Source organism: Phycisphaerae bacterium (genome assembly GCA_018003015.1).
Lineage (GTDB): Bacteria > Planctomycetota > Phycisphaerae > UBA1845 > PWPN01 > JAGNEZ01.
This window is the reverse complement of sequence record JAGNEZ010000006.1, coordinates 160,762-176,589: the sequence shown is the minus strand read 5'-3', so window position 1 is coordinate 176,589 and position 15,828 is coordinate 160,762. Positions and strand designations below refer to the sequence as shown.

Here is a 15,828-nt window from a genome sequence, read left to right as displayed (position 1 = left end):
ACGATCGCGCCGGACCAATTCACCGCGGAAAACGGTCTGGCCATACCGGAGCAGGACGGGCTGCGCGCCGTTCTGCTGCCCGAGGGTGTGCTGGTATCCGAGGGCTTGGCTCTCACGGCCGCCTTCGATCTGGAGTTCGCGATTCGGCCGCAATCGGGCAAGAGCGTGATCTCCCACGAATTGCCGGCCGGGGCACGCGGTCCCGTCTGGCAGGTTGCGATATCCGCCGATCGGGGCGAGGTTTCCGCAAGTACGAGCGAGACGCCGCTGAGCCGGACGGACGCGATCGAAGAGTGGGCACCGGCCGGATGGCTGGACGTCCGGATCGAGCATCGGGCGACGACGACCCGGATTGAGGTGCGGGCCCGGGCCGGCAAGTTGCTCAGCCAGGCGGTGCTGCACGCGCCCGCGCCGAACGGCGTGCTCCGATGGCGAGCGAGTGATCAAGGCGCGGCGTTTGACCTCGCCCACGTCAACTGGCGGCCGGCGGCCAACCACACTCCGAGCTTCGCATCTGCCGCGGGTGGTACTGGAGCGGCCACGAGAAGTGAAGTGCGGCCTGGAGCGGTCATCGAGCGCGGGACGGAGAGCGGAGAGATCCGTCTGGTCAACGGCCGACTGGAGCTGCTGGTCGCGACGAAGGTGACTCCGAATCCGCGGCAACTGCGTGATCTCGTCACCGGCCGTCTGTACGCCGACGCGGATTACGTTTGGCCTGAGGGCAGCGCGCCGCAACGGGTCGGCGATCCCACACTCAAAGAGGGTTTAGGTGGTAGCCAGACACTCGCGATGACAGCCAGGTCCGACTTTCTGGAAATCGAACAGACCTGGACGGCGCCGGCCGACGAGCCCGGTGCGCTCCTTGAGCAGATACGACTCAGGAACACGGGCAACAGGCCGTTGGACACAGGCAGGTTCGTGTGCGGTCTAGCGAAGCGGTTGAACGGTGGCGGGCAGTGGTTTGCGGATACGGCCGGTGATCGCCTCGCGCCGATCCCCTACCGTCGCGACACGGTCACGGGGATGCTATGTGAATGGCCTCTGGCGGAGATGGTCTGGCGGCTGGGGGCGTTCAACCACGCCAATCCAATCGAAGGGATCTGGGGCTCGCGAATCACGACGCATTCCGCTCACGGCTCCGAAGCCTGGGCCTGGTGCCACCCCGACAGCACGTTGTTGATCGCCAAGTACAACCCTGAGGCCATGGAATGGTCGCTGCTGGAACCGGCATGGAGACCGGGAGGCGGAATGCATGAATCTGTCATGGTCATGCGATTTGGCGGAGCGGGTCGGTGGAAGCTCGGCGAGCCGGCCGCCGCTGCGGAGTTGAAGCCGGGGGCCTCGTTCACCTTCGGAACCACGCGGTATCAGGTCGTTGATGGCGGATGGAAGGAGGCGGCCTACGCCTTCCGTCGTGCGATGGATCGCGCCGGCCATGTCACACCGCGGGGATTCAACCCACCGGTGCACTGGAACGAGCTCTACGACAACCCCTTCTGGGGCGGTCCTGACACGGCCGAACGCCGAGCCCAGTTGTATCGTCGCTCCGACATGCTTGCCGAGGCGGAGAAGGCTCACGAACTGGGCTGCGAGGCGCTCTACCTCGACCCCGGGTGGGATACGGCCATGTCGTCCTGCATCTGGGCGGCGGATCGCCTCGGGCCGCAGGAGGAGTTCGCCAGGCTGATCAAGGAGAAGTACAACCTGTCCCTGTCGCTGCACACGCCGCTGGCCGGCTGGACTGACATCAACGGTTATCCGGTTGAGGCCCGCCGCAAGGATCGCGAGGGCAAGCGGCTGGACAGCTTGTGCGGCGGCTCGTCGGTTTATTTCGATACCAAGGTCAAGCGACTCCTCGAGCTGGCCAAGAACGGCGCGGTCTACCAGATGTTTGATGGGACGTGGTACACCGGCGAATGCTGGGACGAGCGTCACGGCCACTCGCTGCCGTTCACCCGCCAGGAGCAATGTGATGCCTATCGACGGATCGCCCAGGCGGTGCACAAGGAGTACCCCGACCTGCTCATCGAGATGCACGATCCTCTGGTCGGCGGCACCGACGTCCGTTGGGCGCCCACGTACTTCCTCCACGGCCGTAAGGGAGATTTCGACGACCTGTGGGGCTATGAGTACATGTGGAACGTGGCGCACGATCTGTTCAGCGGGCGAGCGATCTCGCTCTACTATGCCAACCTCGCCTACAGCATTCCCTACTACCTGCACATCGACCTGCGGAAGGACAACGCCCACGCGGTCCAGTTCTGGTGGTTCGCGAGTACATGCCGGCACCTCGGCGTCGGCGGCAGGCACGCGGACCCGGCGGTATGGGAAGCTCACAAGGAGGCGATGCGGACGTACCTGTCGTTGAAGCGGTTCTTCACCCAAGGGGTGTTCTACGGCCTTGACGAGAACGTGCATGCGCATACCCTGGCAAGTGAGAGGCGTGCTGTCCTGAACGTCTTCAACCTGGCGGACACGGTCGCCGAACGAGAGATCCGGTTCAAGCTGTCCGACGTAGGGTTGTCGGGGAGGCAGGTGAGAGTCGAAGGTGCGACATTCGCGTTCCATAGCGGCGAGATCGCGATGTGGCCGCGCATCCCGGGCCGCGGACATCTGCTCGTCCAGTTGCAGTCGGAGCCATGAGGGAAGCGGTTTCTCGGCATGGTTCGAATCGAAGGCGATACGTGCACCTATCGAAAGGAGCCAAGCATGGCTCGACTGGAGTCACAGGTAACGCGGCGTGCACTGCTCAAGGCGGCGGGTGCGACGGGAGTCGTGACCGGCTTTCCGCAGGTCATTTCGTCGAGTGCCTTGGCAGCTCCCGATCGACCGGGGGCCAACGACCGCCTGACCCTCGGCCACATCGGCGTCGGCGGCATGGGCACGGTGCACCTGAAAAACATGCTCGACTTCCGCCGGGCGGGCAGGGTCAACATCGCGGCCGTCTGTGACGTGGATGAGAATCGGCTGGCCGGCGCGGTGAAGCTGGGCGGTCCGGGCGTCGAGCCCTACCGTGATTACCGTTACCTCCTCGAACGCAAAGACATCGACGCGGTCGTCATCGCCACACCCGACCATTGGCACGCTGTTCAGACCGTTCACGCCTGCCAGTCCGGCAAGCATGTGTACGTGGAGAAGCCGGCTTCGGTCACCATTGAGGAAGGCAAGGCCATGGTGGCCGCCGCACGGGAGAACAAGCGGGCCGTCCAAGTCGGTGCCCAAGCCCGGACCGCCAAGCCGGCGCACGCGACGTGTACGGCCATCCGCAACGGGATTGTTGGCAAGGTGAAGCGGGTGACCTGCTGGCACTACGAGACCCCGGCGGATGACCACCCCGTCCCGGACAACGAGCCGCCGGCAGAGCTGGATTGGGATCTCTGGCTCGGTCCACTGCGGTGGCGGCCGTACAACCAGCGCTACTGCCACGGTGTCTTCCGCTGGATGATGGAATCCGGCGGCGGACAGATCCGCGACCGAGGCGCCCACCAGTTCAGTACCGCTCTCTGGTGCATGAACGCCGACGAGCAGACTTCGTACCTGGTTGAGGCCAAGGGTACGGCGCCGACCAAGGGCCTCTGGGACTGCCCGGTCACCATGGAAGTCGTTTACACGTTCAAGGACCCGGACTGGGAACTGATCTGGGGGCAACCGGGCGAGAAGGTCGGAAAGTCGGAGTTTGGCAACGTTTTCTGGGGCGACAAGGGCAAGCTGATCCTGGAATGGGAAGGAGCGTACAAAGGAGCGGAGCCGGAAGCGGTCAACTTCAAGGTTCCGCCTGGCGGCGTGGTCATTCCGCGTACCGACGAATACGACGATTTCAACATGAACCACAAAGCAGACTGGTTCAAGGCGATCGGGAACGGGACCCGCCCGGCGGTCGACATCGAGATCGGCCACCGGGTGGCGACGCTGTGCAACCTTGGCAACCTGTCGTACTTGCTGGGCCGCAGGTTGGTCTGGGATGGCACAAGGCAGCAGGTGGTCGGCGACGAGCAGGCCAACCGCATGCTGGGCAGGCCGCAGCGGTATCCGTATCACCTCTAGTCCGCACAGCGGAGGATCACCCATGAGCCCGCGCATGATGGCTGCCGCCCTGGCGATGGGGGCGTGGGCCACGGTTGGCCTCGCCCGGGAGAGCGGCCGGCCCAATGAAGGCGGCCATGCCAATCGTCTGAACCGGCGTTCTCGCAGGGCAGTCCAAGACGCTTCACCGGCCCGGTTCTCTCGCTCGAATGCCGGGGCGGGGCCTCTTTATGTTTGCCTGTGCCTCGATTAGACTTCCCCCCATGAGCACAACAACTCGCAGAGAACGTGTCGTGGCCAGTCTGAATCATCGCACACCGGACGCGGTCCCGATCGATTTTGGCGGCACGCCGGTCAGTGGTGTTCATGTGAGTTGTGTGGATGCCCTTCGAAAGCACTACGGCCTCGAGCCCGAGCCAGTCAAAGTTTACGAGCCGTACCAGATGCTCGGATGGCTCGAGGAGGATCTTGTCGAAGCCATGGGCATCGATACTGCGGCGGTGCGGTCGCCTCGGACCATGTTCGGATTCCCCGTCGCCGACTGGAAGGAATGGCGAAACCCGCAGGGGCTCGACGTGCTTGTCCCCGGACAGTTCAACACCACGGTCGAGCCGAGCGGTGACATCCTCATCTATCCCCAGGGTGATACCAGTGCCCCCCCCAGCGGGCGCATGCCCAAGAACGGCTTCTACTTCGACTCGATTATCCGGCAGGAACCGATCGACGACGACAAGCTCGATCCGGCGAACAACACCGAGGAGTTCGGCCCGATCTCGGACGCCAACCTGGCTCACTTCAAGCTGGAGGTCGAGCGGGCGTCGGCCACCGGCCGCGCCGTCGTGGCTTCGTTTGGCGGCACGTCATTCGGCGATATCGCCATGGTGCCCGGCCCTGCTCTTAAACGGCCCAAAGGTATCCGCGACGTCTCGGAGTGGTACATGTCCACCGTGACTCGCCAGGATTACATTCACGAGGTCTTCACGCGTCAGATGAACGTCGCCCTCGGCAATCTGGCCCAGATCCATGCCGTGGTCGGTGACGCGGTGGACGCGGTGTTTGTATGCGGGACGGACTTCGGCACCCAGACCTCTACCTTCTGCTCGCCAGCCACATTCGAGAGGCTATACGAGCCGTACTACCGCAAGGTGAACGCCTGGATCCACACCCACACAACCTGGAAGACGTTCAAGCATTCATGCGGAGCGGTAGCCGGCTTCATGCCCCGCTTCATCGCGTCCGGCTTTGACATCATCAATCCGGTTCAGTGCTCGGCGACGGGCATGGACCCGGTGAAGCTGAAGGCCAACTACGGCAAGCAGCTGACGTTCTGGGGTGGTGGCGTGGACACGCAGAAGGTGCTGCCGTTCGGTACGCCTCAGCAGGTCCGCGAGCATGTCCTGCGGCAATGCTCGATCTTCGCCCCGGGCGGTGGGTTCATCTTCAACGCGGTACACAACATTCAGGCGAGCACGCCGGTCGCCAACATTGTGGCCATGCTCGACGCGGTCCGTGAATTCAATGGGAAGCGTTGATCTCTGAAGCGTCCGTCGTTTGTGCAGCAGTCTCCGAGCCCGGTCCCTGGCGAAGGCTCGTGAACCTGATCAGTGCCTGAAAGAGCCCCGCCGCGACCAGCAGGATCGGTGCGACGATTACGGTCGCCATATAGAGGAGGATGTAGATCACCGCGAAGAAACTGTTGAGCACCTGTTCGCTTTGTTCGGCGGCGAAGGTCCCGCAGAGCACGCTCGTTGATGCTCTCAACCCCGCCAGATGCAGCAGGGGCATCCAGATTGCACCGGCCAAGAAGAGTGATACGCCGCCCAGGGCCAATCGCTGGCGGAACGGCATCAACGGGCCTCGTACTTGACTCCCGTGATCGCCTCGCCGTTCGGGGCAGTCACCGCGCAGCTGAATTGCCACTCGCCACCGCCCTGGGTGATCTTGAGCAACAGGCTGTTGTCGCCCTTTCTCAGCTTGATCGATGCCTTATCCAACTCCGCAGGGAAGGCGCGGATCACGTTGACGGCATGCACGACCTTGCCATTGAGAAAGACCTTGAGGCCGTCGTCGCTGCCCATAACCAGTTGAGCATCCTGGTCCTTGTCAGAGACGATCGTCGTCTTGACATAGCCGACGCAGTTTTGCTCGCCGCCGAGGTCGCACCTGCCTTGAGCGTCGCGAGCGGGTGCCGGCAGGGCTTTCCACTTCGCCTTGCTGTCCGCCTTCTCCGGCTCAAAGACCGTGTCGAAGTGCTTGGTGGCGTCCGCGTCCTTCTCGCGGTACGGGCCGCTGAACAGCCAGGCCACGCAGAATCGCCGGAGCCGGTCGAGGCTCTCGGTTGCCTGTTTTCGGAGGTTGTCGGTTGGTCCGACTTCGCGAATGCGCTCAAGCGCGGCCACGGCTTTTTCCTGTCCGCCAAGGCGGGCCGCGATAGCGACCACGGCCTGGGCGGCATCCGCCCGCACGGCTTCGTCGTCCAGGCAGGGGAGAAGAACCTCGAGGACCTTGACATCCGCCAGTTCCAGCCGGTTGAGAACCCGGATCATCACCGCCTTGCCGGCGATTGGCGCCCTAGGCAGAACGGCCAGGATCGGTGCCGCCTGCCTGCTTTTGTCGGCGACTTTCCTGGCAACTTCAACCACAGCCTTCTCGCCCGCCTTGCGTGCCGCATCGGTCTTCAGATTGGCCACCAGATCAACCAGCATGAGGTAGTCCCTCTCTCGGCCCAGAATGGCGAGGGCGTCGAGGGCTGCGATCTGGATCGCCTCTTCCTTGTCGTAGGCCGCGGCGAATACCGAGACCATGTGGTCTCTCATGCGGCGAGTACCCAGCGTTCTGACCAGTTCCGCCCGCACCGCCAAGTCGCCGGCCTTGGTCCCGGCCACCACGACCTTGTCTACGTCGGCGCCCTGCATCATGGCCAGGGCATCGCGAGCGGCTGCGGCTTCGGCGTCCTTGGTCTTGATCGCTCGTTCCGCGAGCATGGTGACCTGACCGGGGCCGCCAACGTGCTTCAGCGCGCCCAAAGCAGCAACTCGCACGTCGGCGTTGGCGTCATCCGTCTTCTTCAAAACGGTCGGCAGAATGGCAGCATCCTTGCGTTCACCGAGAATGCCTAGCAGGACGGCCTGGGTAGCCGGCGGCGCTCCTTCGATGGCGGCGGCCATCTGCCCGCTCGCCTCCTTGCCGGGCAGACCCTGCAAGCATCGGGCGGCCACGAGCTGCATTCGCTGGTCGGGGCCTTTCAGTGCGGCCATCAGCTTGGGCAGAGCCTTAACACCCTGGGCCCGGGCGTAACCGGTCAGGGCAGCGACGCGGATGTTCTCGGCCTGGCCGACAGTGTCCAGTTCCTCATAGGTTTTGGCAGCCAGATCGGCCTGGCCTCCGGCGGCCAGGGCTTCGGCGCCGCGAAGCGAAGCATCGATGACTTCCGACTTCAGCGCCGGGCGGCCGCTCCTGCGGAGGGCGGCCAAGGCATTCAGAGCAGGCTCATCCGCGATCCGGCCGAGAGCAGAGACGGCCGCGAGGGCGACCGCATCCTCCTGGCTCTCGGTCAGCCTGGTCAGCATGCCGACGCTGCCGGTGTCACGGCGGAAAGCGAGAGCATTGATCAAGGCCACCTGCCAATTCGCGTCCTTGGCTTTATCCAGTTCGGCGCGGAGAGCGCCGGCCGCGCCGGGCGAAGGGTTGTTCTCCAGGGCCCGTCGGGCGGTCTCGCGAATGTCCGCGTCCGGGTCGCCAAAGAGCTTGGCCAGGCCGGCCACCACCTCGTCACGGCCGATGGTCTCGACCTTGCGCAGCAGCCAGATCCGAGCGGGCTTGGCCACTTCCGGGCCAACCTTGGCGATCAGGGCCTTGCACAGGGCTTCACGTTCCGCGGGTTTGCCCGGGGCGCTGGCCTCGAAACAGATCTTCTCGAATGCCATCTGCGGTTCGCGCCGATCGACGAGTCTCTCTGCGCCCATTCCGGGAAGCAGCGAGTCGATCTTCTTCGCGTATTCCGCCTCCGAAGTCGCGGTCTTCTCCTGGGCCAACGACGTCGTCGTAACGGTCATGACCGCCGCCAGAACGAGAACCCGCGTGGTTGTGCTCAAACGCTTATCCATGATTCCTGTCTCCTTCGGGAAACCGATTGTCATTCACTTGCAGTCCACCAGCATACCATTGCTCTGCGCCCATTTCGGCTGAAGATGTGGAAGAGGCATCCAGCCTGTTGGCGACCGACAGGATGCCGGTCCCACACGCGTCCAAGAAGCTAGAACCGCCACCGGGCTCGCTTGGGGCGATCCAACCAGCGGCTGGCTTCGGCGTCGTTGAGAATCTCCTTCCTGACGGGGTCCCACTTGAGCGGGCGGCCCAGCCAGTAAGCGATGTTGCCCAGGTGGCAGACGGTGATGGTGCTGGCTCCGATGGCGACGTCGCAGATCGGGCGCTGGCGGCTGCGGATGCAGTTCAACCAGTCCTGGCGGTGACCGGGGCTGTCGTAGAGGTGGACGTCGTTGGCGGCCAGGGGCGAGTTCGCGATGTCCTCTGGCCAGGACTTGAAGTAGCCGCGGTTGACCTCGATGCGGCCGTCGGTGCCGGTGAACAGAACGCCGTTGACGTTGCCATGCCCCTCGGCTTGGCCGGCGTGATACATGGCCACGCCGCTGGCGTACTTGTAGGTGAGGGTCTTGTAGTCCTTACCGTCGGGTGGGATGATCTCGACCGGTCCATTCTCATCCATGCCCATGCCCCACTGGCCGATGTCGAAGTGGTGGGCGCCCCAGTCGGTCATCATGCCGCCGGAGTAGTCACGGATCCGCCGCCAGCCGCCGCTGTAGTCGCCGCTGCATCGTTCCGCGTTGTACGGCTGCCAAGGAGCGGGCCCCAGCCACCGGTCCCAGTCAAGGCCCTCGCGAACCGGCTCCTCGGGCAGGTACTTTTCCTCGGAAGGCGGGCCCACGTTCACGTGGACGGTCTTGAGCTTACCGATCCGCCCGCTTTGGACCAGCTCGCAGGCCCGGCGGAAGTTCCACTCGCTGCGCTGCTGGCTGCCGGTCTGGAAGACGCGGTTGTAGCGCCGGGCGGCAGCCACCATCTCGTGCGCCTCCCTGATCGTCAACGAAAGCGGCTTCTCGCTGTAGATGTCCTTGCCAGCCCGCATGGTGCAGATCGCGATGATGGCGTGCCAGTGGTCGGGAGCGGCGGCCAGGACCGCGTCGATGTCCGGTCGCTCGAGGAGTTTCTCGAACTCGTGATATTCGGTGCAGCCTTTGTAGAAACCGGCCTGACGGTCGGCGGCGTATTTCCGCTCGACCTGGTCGAAGGCCCTCTTGCGTTTGACCGCATCCACGTCGCATACCGCGACCACCTGAATCTGCTTGTCCTCGAGGAAACCGCCCAGATGGCCGCCGCCCATATTGCCGATGCCGATGAAACCCACGGTGATCCGCTCGCTTGGCGGCTTCCACCCGCCGCGTCCCAAGGCCGAGGCGGGCACGAAATAGGGCGCCGCCACGGCCGCCGCGGCACCCTTCAGGAATGTTCGACGGCTGACGTTTTTCCCAGCATTCATGGGCTCTCCTTTCCTTAGTACTCAGACCACCGGGGTGGACCTGTCATGCCGGACGAGCATAACTTGCCTCCATGTGCAAGTCGAGCCGGAGAACACGGGGCCGCAAGCTGTCGGCGATTGGCGTTCCGTGAGCGGCCGCGGGGTGTGCGACGGGGTGAGTTTGCATGTGGGTCGCGGGATCGACTGCGACTGTGCTCCTGGCCACGAATCGGGCTGGAACCGTGGACTGGGCTGGCCACAACGTCGGCGAGCCGAGAACAACGCGTTGGGCATGCTCTGGTGCGCAAAAGAAGAGACGCTTCACGTTGAGCGAAACGCCTCTTCGAGAGATCCGTATGGCTGCTTCCGCGGGACCGGCGAATCGGCACCCGTGGGGGTCCGGGACTGTGGTCCGATCGAGCGATCAGGAGCCGTGCCTACCGCCCGCGTCGGCCCGCAGGAAGGCCAAGCCAAGATCCTTGACCGCAGACACGTTCCTGCTCATCGACTGGACCTTCTCTTTCGACACCAGGAAGATCTCGACCCGGCGATTCTTGGCTTTGCCATCGGCGGTGCCGTTGTCCGCGATCGGGCGGTACTCGCCATAGCCCATCACGCCCATGCGGGTCATTTCGATGCCCTGACCGGCCAGCAGACTCATGACCGCGATCGCACGGTGGGCTGACAGATGCCAGTTGGTCGGATGCTTGGCCCGGGTTTCGGGCTTGCCGATGGGTGTGGTGCAGGTGTGACCGACAACGATCACGTCAAAGCCGGCGGCCTTCTCTCGAACGATGTCTGCGAACTTCTTCAGTACATCGACGGGCACACCGCTGCCCAGTTCATCGCTGCCGAGGGGGAAGATGAGATCGGCCTTGAACCGCACCGCGCCCTTGGCTTCGTCATACTCGAGGATGTCGGGGTGCTCCTGGGCCAGTCTCTTGATCGCTTCATGTAGAGGCTTGGGCAGGACCTGTGCGTTGATGATGACACCGGGGACGCTAGCCAGGTTCTTATCGAGCAGTCCCTGGGCCTTGCCAAAGGCGTTCTTCAGCATATCGCGCTCGGCGCTGAGGTTGGCGATGATCTGGTCCTTGGCCGAGAGCTGATTGTTGAGCGACGCGATGGTAGTGTCCTTCTGCTTGAGCATCTGCTCGGCGTCGGCGAGATCCTGCTTGGCGCGGCCGAGGTCCTCGCGTAACACGCGGTTGTCGCGCTCGGAGGCCTGCCACTGATCGTAGTAGCAGCCCACGTTGCCCATGGCCAACAGGATCGCACTCACGCCCCATACCCAGTAGGATCTCATTGCGGTTCTCCTCTAACCGATGGAAGTATGGGTGGACCGTTCGTCCACCCGCTGCCGTCCGGCCCCCGGTTACCATCCGTGGCCCGGGGCTGGTCCTCTTCACGTTCACCACTCCGCCCGGACCACGCCTTCCGGGCAGATCAGTATGATCTCAGGCGGGCTGGGACACAAGGGGACAGTCACTCGAGCGGCTTGATCTCGTCCATATCGACTTGCTCGCCCTCGGACGAAGGTTCGGCCTCCTCCTCCTTGCCCTTGCCTTTCTTGCCCTTCTTGGCTTTCTTTTCCTTCTTGGGCTTGGCCGGCTTGGGGCCGGCGGTCGCTTGCCGACCGACCAGGTATCCGACGCCGGCGAAGACGCCACCGGTAGCCAGCGTGCCGATCAGGAAAAACCAGAACTGGCCCGCGAGCGTGTCGAGGTAGCCCGGCCAGGCGTTCATGCTGGTGGCGATGGCCATGGCCGCGACCAGAACCAGGACGATGGCCGCAGCCGCCAGGAGGCCGGTGAAGGCGGGCGAGGCGGCCTCGACGGTGCCCACCTGGACGACACCGGTGCCGGTGGTGGGTCCCGCTTCCGCGCTGATATCCGGCAGTCCGGCGGACTCGGCGCCGGCCTCGGCGCCGCCACCTTCGACCACGGTCTCGGCCGGCACGACCGTCTCGGCCGTGTCACCCATGTCGATTCCTTCGAGCAATTCGGCGCCCAGCGAGGTGTCGTCGCTCTCGCGGGTCAAATCGAGCAGGCCGGAGCCCGCTCCGCTGCCGTCCAGTGCGATATGCTCGTCGCCTCCGGCGGCCACGACGGTCTTGGCCATCGGGTCGACGGCGATCTCCAGATCCTCGTCATCGAACACGCTGATCCCGATGTTGGTGATCACCGTGTCGTCTTTCTTCATCCCGTCGACGGCTTCCTTGTCGACCTCTTCGAGGCTGAGAGCGTCACCGGTACCGCTGCTCTCCTTGGCCTTGGCGGCGGCCTTTCCGGGCTTGGCGGGCGGAGCGGCCGTATCGCTGTCCTCCAGCTGCAGTTCGCCGCTGCCGCTGCCGGAGAGGCTCAACAATCCACTGTCTGAGCCGCCCAGGTCGACCGGGGCGTTGCTGTCTGAGGACTTGCCTTTCCTGCCCGCACCGGAATCGCCCTTGGCGGCGGGCAGATCGTGGCTGTCCTCCACGGATAAGGTCAGTTCGCCGCTGCCTTCAAGCTGGACGTTGTCGCCGCTGACAGAGGCCAGTCTGTCAACATCGTCGACGCGGTAGTGCACCTTGCCGGCATCGCGGAACTCGCGCAGCCTGCCCGCTCGGACCATCCCGCGCAACTGATCCTCGGTGCAGCCCAGCTTCGCGGTTGCCTCCTCGAGGTTGTAGTACATCTTATTGGCCATAGATAATCCGTCCTTTACGCTGAGGAATCCTCGATTCCCATGCCGCCATCTGATCAGGGTTTCGCGGGCGGCTTCTGATTACCAGGACCGGCCGCTCCAGGGCGGTTGGTCTGCTGCTGCTCGACCAGTTGCCGGACCTCCGCTGGCGTCGGGGCAGCGACATTGAACTCCTCCAGGTAGCGATCGAAGATCCAGCTTCGAGCCGCCACGAGCTTCAAATGGGAGCCCATGCCCGCCTGCCCCTTCGCGATCTCGTAGCACCATATCGTACCACTGTCCACGTCCATCATGAAGAGGCCGTAGGTCTTGCCGTCCAGTTGTCCGGTGAACGCGTAGACCGACCGAGCGCCAGCCGCCAGCCCACCGCCTGTCGGCGTAGACTGGGCCAAGCTTGAGCGCAGTAGAGAGGCGTCATCGAGACGCATAATCAGGGCGGCGGCAATCACGGCCAGGAGCACGGCGATCACCCAGCCCAGGGTCTGACGCCCGGGCGCGGCGACCACGAAGATCTGTCGCGAAGAGGAATCCTCCGCTTCGCCCGCCGGTGCCGAGCCGGTCTGGTGAACATGAGTGGCCATAGGTCCGATTCCCCAAGCTTCTCAGGAACGTCCGGCGCCAACTCAAGGGCACACCCGGACGTGTCGGATCGTTTGCAGGCTGTTGTCCGACAAGAAGTTACGCTCTTCACGCCCATAGGTATTATAATCCAATTCCTCGGGCATGCAAGCTGCTAGCAGGACCGCAGACGAGCCGGGCGAGTATCCAGGTCGAAGAAGGCAGGAGCAACGGCCCCGGATCGTCCGGGACTTGCGGACAAATGGAGGGCCTTCCCGAAACCAGCGGGTCGTACACTCGCTGGGGACAGCTCATCTGGCGCCCCATTTGTATCCGTGATGCTCCGCCACCCCAACCGGACCCCGCGACAACGAAGCCCCCCAGCGGGCAGCCGAAACGAGCTCCGAAGAGACGCGCCCAACGCCGAGCCATCGGCGCGTTCATACGGCAGCACGTCCAGAGCCGGGCCCTCGAGAGATCCCGAGGCCGAGGCAGACTGCGCGGCTACTTCTTGACCTTGCCCTGGGCGGCTACGGCGGCCATTGCGGCCTTCACCTTGTCGGGGTCGCCGAGATAGTAGCTCTTGATCGGCTTGAGTTCCTTGTCCAGCTCGTAGACCAGGGGCATGCCGGTCGGAATGTTCAGCTCGACGATGGCCTGATCGCTGATGTTATCCAGGTACTTGACCAGGGCCCGGAGGCTGTTGCCGTGGGCGGCGATAAGTACCCTCTTGCCGAGTCTGACTGTCGGAGCGATGACGTCATGCCAATAGGGCAGGAACCGGGCGACGGTATCCTTGAGACACTCGGTGAGCGGCAGGGCGCCCTCGGTCAGGTCCGCGTACCGGCGGTCGGCGCCGGGGTACCGGGGATCGGTCTTCTCTAGCGGCGGTGGCGGCGTATCATACGAGCGGCGCCAGATCTTGACCTGGTCTTCGCCGAACTTAGCGGCCGTCTCGGCCTTGTTCAGGCCCTGAAGGGCGCCGTAGTGCCGCTCGTTGAGCCGCCAAGAGCGGTAGGCCGGAATCCACATCAGATCCATCTGGTCGAGGGTCATCCAAAGCGTGCGAATGGCCCGCTTGAGGACCGAGGTGTAGGCCACGTCGAACGTGTAGCCTTCCTTTTTGAGCACCGCGCCGGCTTCGGTGGCCTCCCTGATGCCGACTTCGGACAGGTCCACGTCCGTCCAACCGGTGAAGCGGTTCTGCTTGTTCCAGTCACTCTCACCGTGTCGCAGCAGTACGACTTTGTACATCGAACGTACTCTCCTTACCTAGATTGACAACTTGGCCTGTGAACGCGGGCATTCTAACGGCGGCGTACCAGGAGTGCCATAGGGTCTGGAGGTGCCGTGGGTAGCTCTTGTTGGCCCGCTTTCGGCTGGCTTCAACGATCTGACGACGGCCGTTTGGCGATGGTGTTCCGAGGACAGGCCTCCTCCCGGGAGTCCAGAGCGGCCGTTCATGACGCTCAGACGGGGCCGTGATCGCAAGGCGTGGCCGCCGGTTTCTCCAGCGACGGCCGCACGAGTTGCGGGTTCAGGAGGCTGTGTGAGTGCGGGCGTGCCGGACCCGATTGAGTCTTCGTGGGATTGTCCCGCCCGCTCATCCTCCGCCCTACTTTTTCCCGGCGGGCTTCTTGGCAGGAACTGGTTTGCCTTTGGCATCGGCGGCGGACTTGGGCTCCGGCCTGCTTTCGCTCTTGCCCTCCGACTTGGCGGAGGCTTTCAAGTCGCTTCTCGCCTCCGGCTTGGACGCGGGTTTCCGAGCCAGCTCGGGCAATCGCCTGGTCAGGATCGCCTGGCGAAGTTCCTCGAACAGCTTCGGATTGTCGTGCAGGAACTGCTTGCTGTTCTCGCGACCCTGGCCAAGGCGGATCGAACCGTAGTTGAACCACGCGCCGGTCTTGTCGACCAAGCCTTCGGCGATCGCCAGGTCGATCAAGTCGCCTTCTCGGCTGATGCCGCCGCTGAACATGATGTCGAACTCGGCGGCCTTGAACGGGGCGGCCACTTTGTTCTTCACCACCTTGGCCCGGACGTGATTGCCAACGGATTCTTCGCCTTCCTTGATCGTGGTCACGCGACGAATGTCCAGTCGGATGGACGAGTAGAACTTGAGAGCTCGCCCGCCGGGCGTGGTCTCCGGATTGCCGAAGGTGACGCCGATCTTCTCGCGAAGCTGATTGATGAAGATGACCACGCAGCGGCTCTTGGCGACCAGGCCGGTCAGCTTGCGGAGGGCCTGGCTCATCAGCCGGGCCTGAAGGCCGACAAACGACTGCCCGGCCTCGCCCTCTAATTCGGCCTTGGGGACCAGGGCGGCCACCGAATCGATCACAATGCAATCCACGGCGTTGGAGCGTACCAGCATCTCGACGATGTCGAGGGCCTGTTCGCCGCTGTCCGGCTGACTCAACAACAACTCCTCGAGCTTGACGCCACATTTCTTGGCCCAGGTTGGATCCAAGGCATGTTCGGCGTCGACGACCGCGGCCACACCGCCCTCCCGCTGAGCCGAGGCGGCGACGTGCAGGGCCAAGGTCGTCTTGCCGCTTGACTCCGGGCCGAACATCTCCACGATTCGTCCCCGTGGGATTCCCAGGCCTCCCAAAGCCAGATCCAGCGACAGAGCGCCGGTACTCAACGCGTCGGTCACCACGGGAACCTCGGCGTCGAGCTTCATGATTGCGCCCTTGCCGAAGCTCTTCTCGATCTGCTGCAGGGCGCGATCGAGGGCCTGGCTTCGTTTTGTGTTCATCTCCTCATTCATGCCCATCACTCCTCGCTCAGAGAGCCCACCATCCTCCAACATCTTCTGGTCGCGGGCCCAAGTATACTGCAGATCGGATGTTTGGCAACTGTTAGGGTAGCCGTTTTTCGCGTTTTTGGTGAATAAAACTATAACTCTTTTATTAGAAATGTCTTACGGACGATCTGTTCCGCGTCATCGCGGTTGTGGGCGCGGCGGCCACATTACGATCCGCACAGATAGACGGGGCAGGAATGGGGGTCTTCCTGCCCCGTGG

Annotated in this window: 11 protein-coding genes; 3 read left to right on the top strand and 8 right to left on the bottom strand. The window is 63.8% G+C overall.

Annotation, left to right across the window (positions count from 1 at the left end; translation table 11 throughout):
- From KA354_04760 to KA354_04750, 3 genes are all read left to right on the top strand, one after another.
- Positions 1-2,643: hypothetical protein (locus tag KA354_04760; protein ID MBP7933941.1), on the top strand; the 2,643-nt coding region annotated here is incomplete at its 5' end.
- Between the two features lie 66 nt (positions 2,644-2,709).
- Positions 2,710-4,044 carry a Gfo/Idh/MocA family oxidoreductase gene (locus KA354_04755; protein MBP7933940.1) on the top strand — a complete coding sequence of 445 codons (1,335 nt, stop codon included), beginning with the start codon at positions 2,710-2,712 and terminating at the stop codon, positions 4,042-4,044.
- Positions 4,045-4,286: 242 nt separating this feature from the next.
- Positions 4,287-5,555: a methyltransferase gene (locus KA354_04750; protein MBP7933939.1), complete on the top strand. Its 1,269-nt coding sequence runs from the start codon at positions 4,287-4,289 to the stop codon at positions 5,553-5,555.
- Here KA354_04750 and KA354_04745 read toward each other — a convergent pair.
- The 8 genes from KA354_04745 to recA form a co-directional block, all read right to left on the bottom strand.
- Complete coding sequence (locus tag KA354_04745; protein ID MBP7933938.1) at positions 5,539-5,871, bottom strand: hypothetical protein; 333 nt, start codon at positions 5,869-5,871, stop codon at positions 5,539-5,541. The two genes, KA354_04750 and KA354_04745, sit on opposite strands and share 17 nt — an antisense overlap.
- Positions 5,871-8,129: a hypothetical protein gene (locus KA354_04740; protein MBP7933937.1), complete on the bottom strand. Its 2,259-nt coding sequence runs from the start codon at positions 8,127-8,129 to the stop codon at positions 5,871-5,873. Before KA354_04740 ends, KA354_04745 begins: the two co-directional genes overlap by 1 nt.
- A 149-nt stretch (positions 8,130-8,278) precedes the next feature.
- Entirely contained in the window at positions 8,279-9,580 is a 1,302-nt protein-coding gene (locus tag KA354_04735) for a Gfo/Idh/MocA family oxidoreductase (GenBank protein MBP7933936.1), read from the bottom strand.
- 403 nt (positions 9,581-9,983) lie between these two features.
- On the bottom strand, positions 9,984-10,865 hold the full coding sequence (locus tag KA354_04730; protein MBP7933935.1) for an OmpA family protein: 882 nt from the start codon (positions 10,863-10,865) through the stop codon (positions 9,984-9,986).
- Between the two features lie 179 nt (positions 10,866-11,044).
- Positions 11,045-12,247, bottom strand: coding sequence for a helix-turn-helix domain-containing protein (locus KA354_04725; GenBank protein ID MBP7933934.1), 1,203 nt, complete (start codon positions 12,245-12,247; stop codon positions 11,045-11,047).
- Between the two features lie 53 nt (positions 12,248-12,300).
- The gene (locus KA354_04720) at positions 12,301-12,825 is read right to left on the bottom strand and encodes a hypothetical protein (protein MBP7933933.1); all 525 of its coding nucleotides are present in this window, start codon (positions 12,823-12,825) and stop codon (positions 12,301-12,303) included.
- A 481-nt stretch (positions 12,826-13,306) separates the two neighbouring features.
- Positions 13,307-14,056, bottom strand: coding sequence for a 2,3-diphosphoglycerate-dependent phosphoglycerate mutase (gene gpmA, locus KA354_04715; GenBank protein ID MBP7933932.1), 750 nt, complete (start codon positions 14,054-14,056; stop codon positions 13,307-13,309).
- 361 nt (positions 14,057-14,417) lie between these two features.
- Positions 14,418-15,560, bottom strand: a complete 1,143-nt coding sequence (gene recA, locus KA354_04710; GenBank protein ID MBP7933931.1) for a recombinase RecA — start codon at positions 15,558-15,560, stop codon at positions 14,418-14,420.
- Between the last annotated feature and the right edge of the window lie 268 nt (positions 15,561-15,828).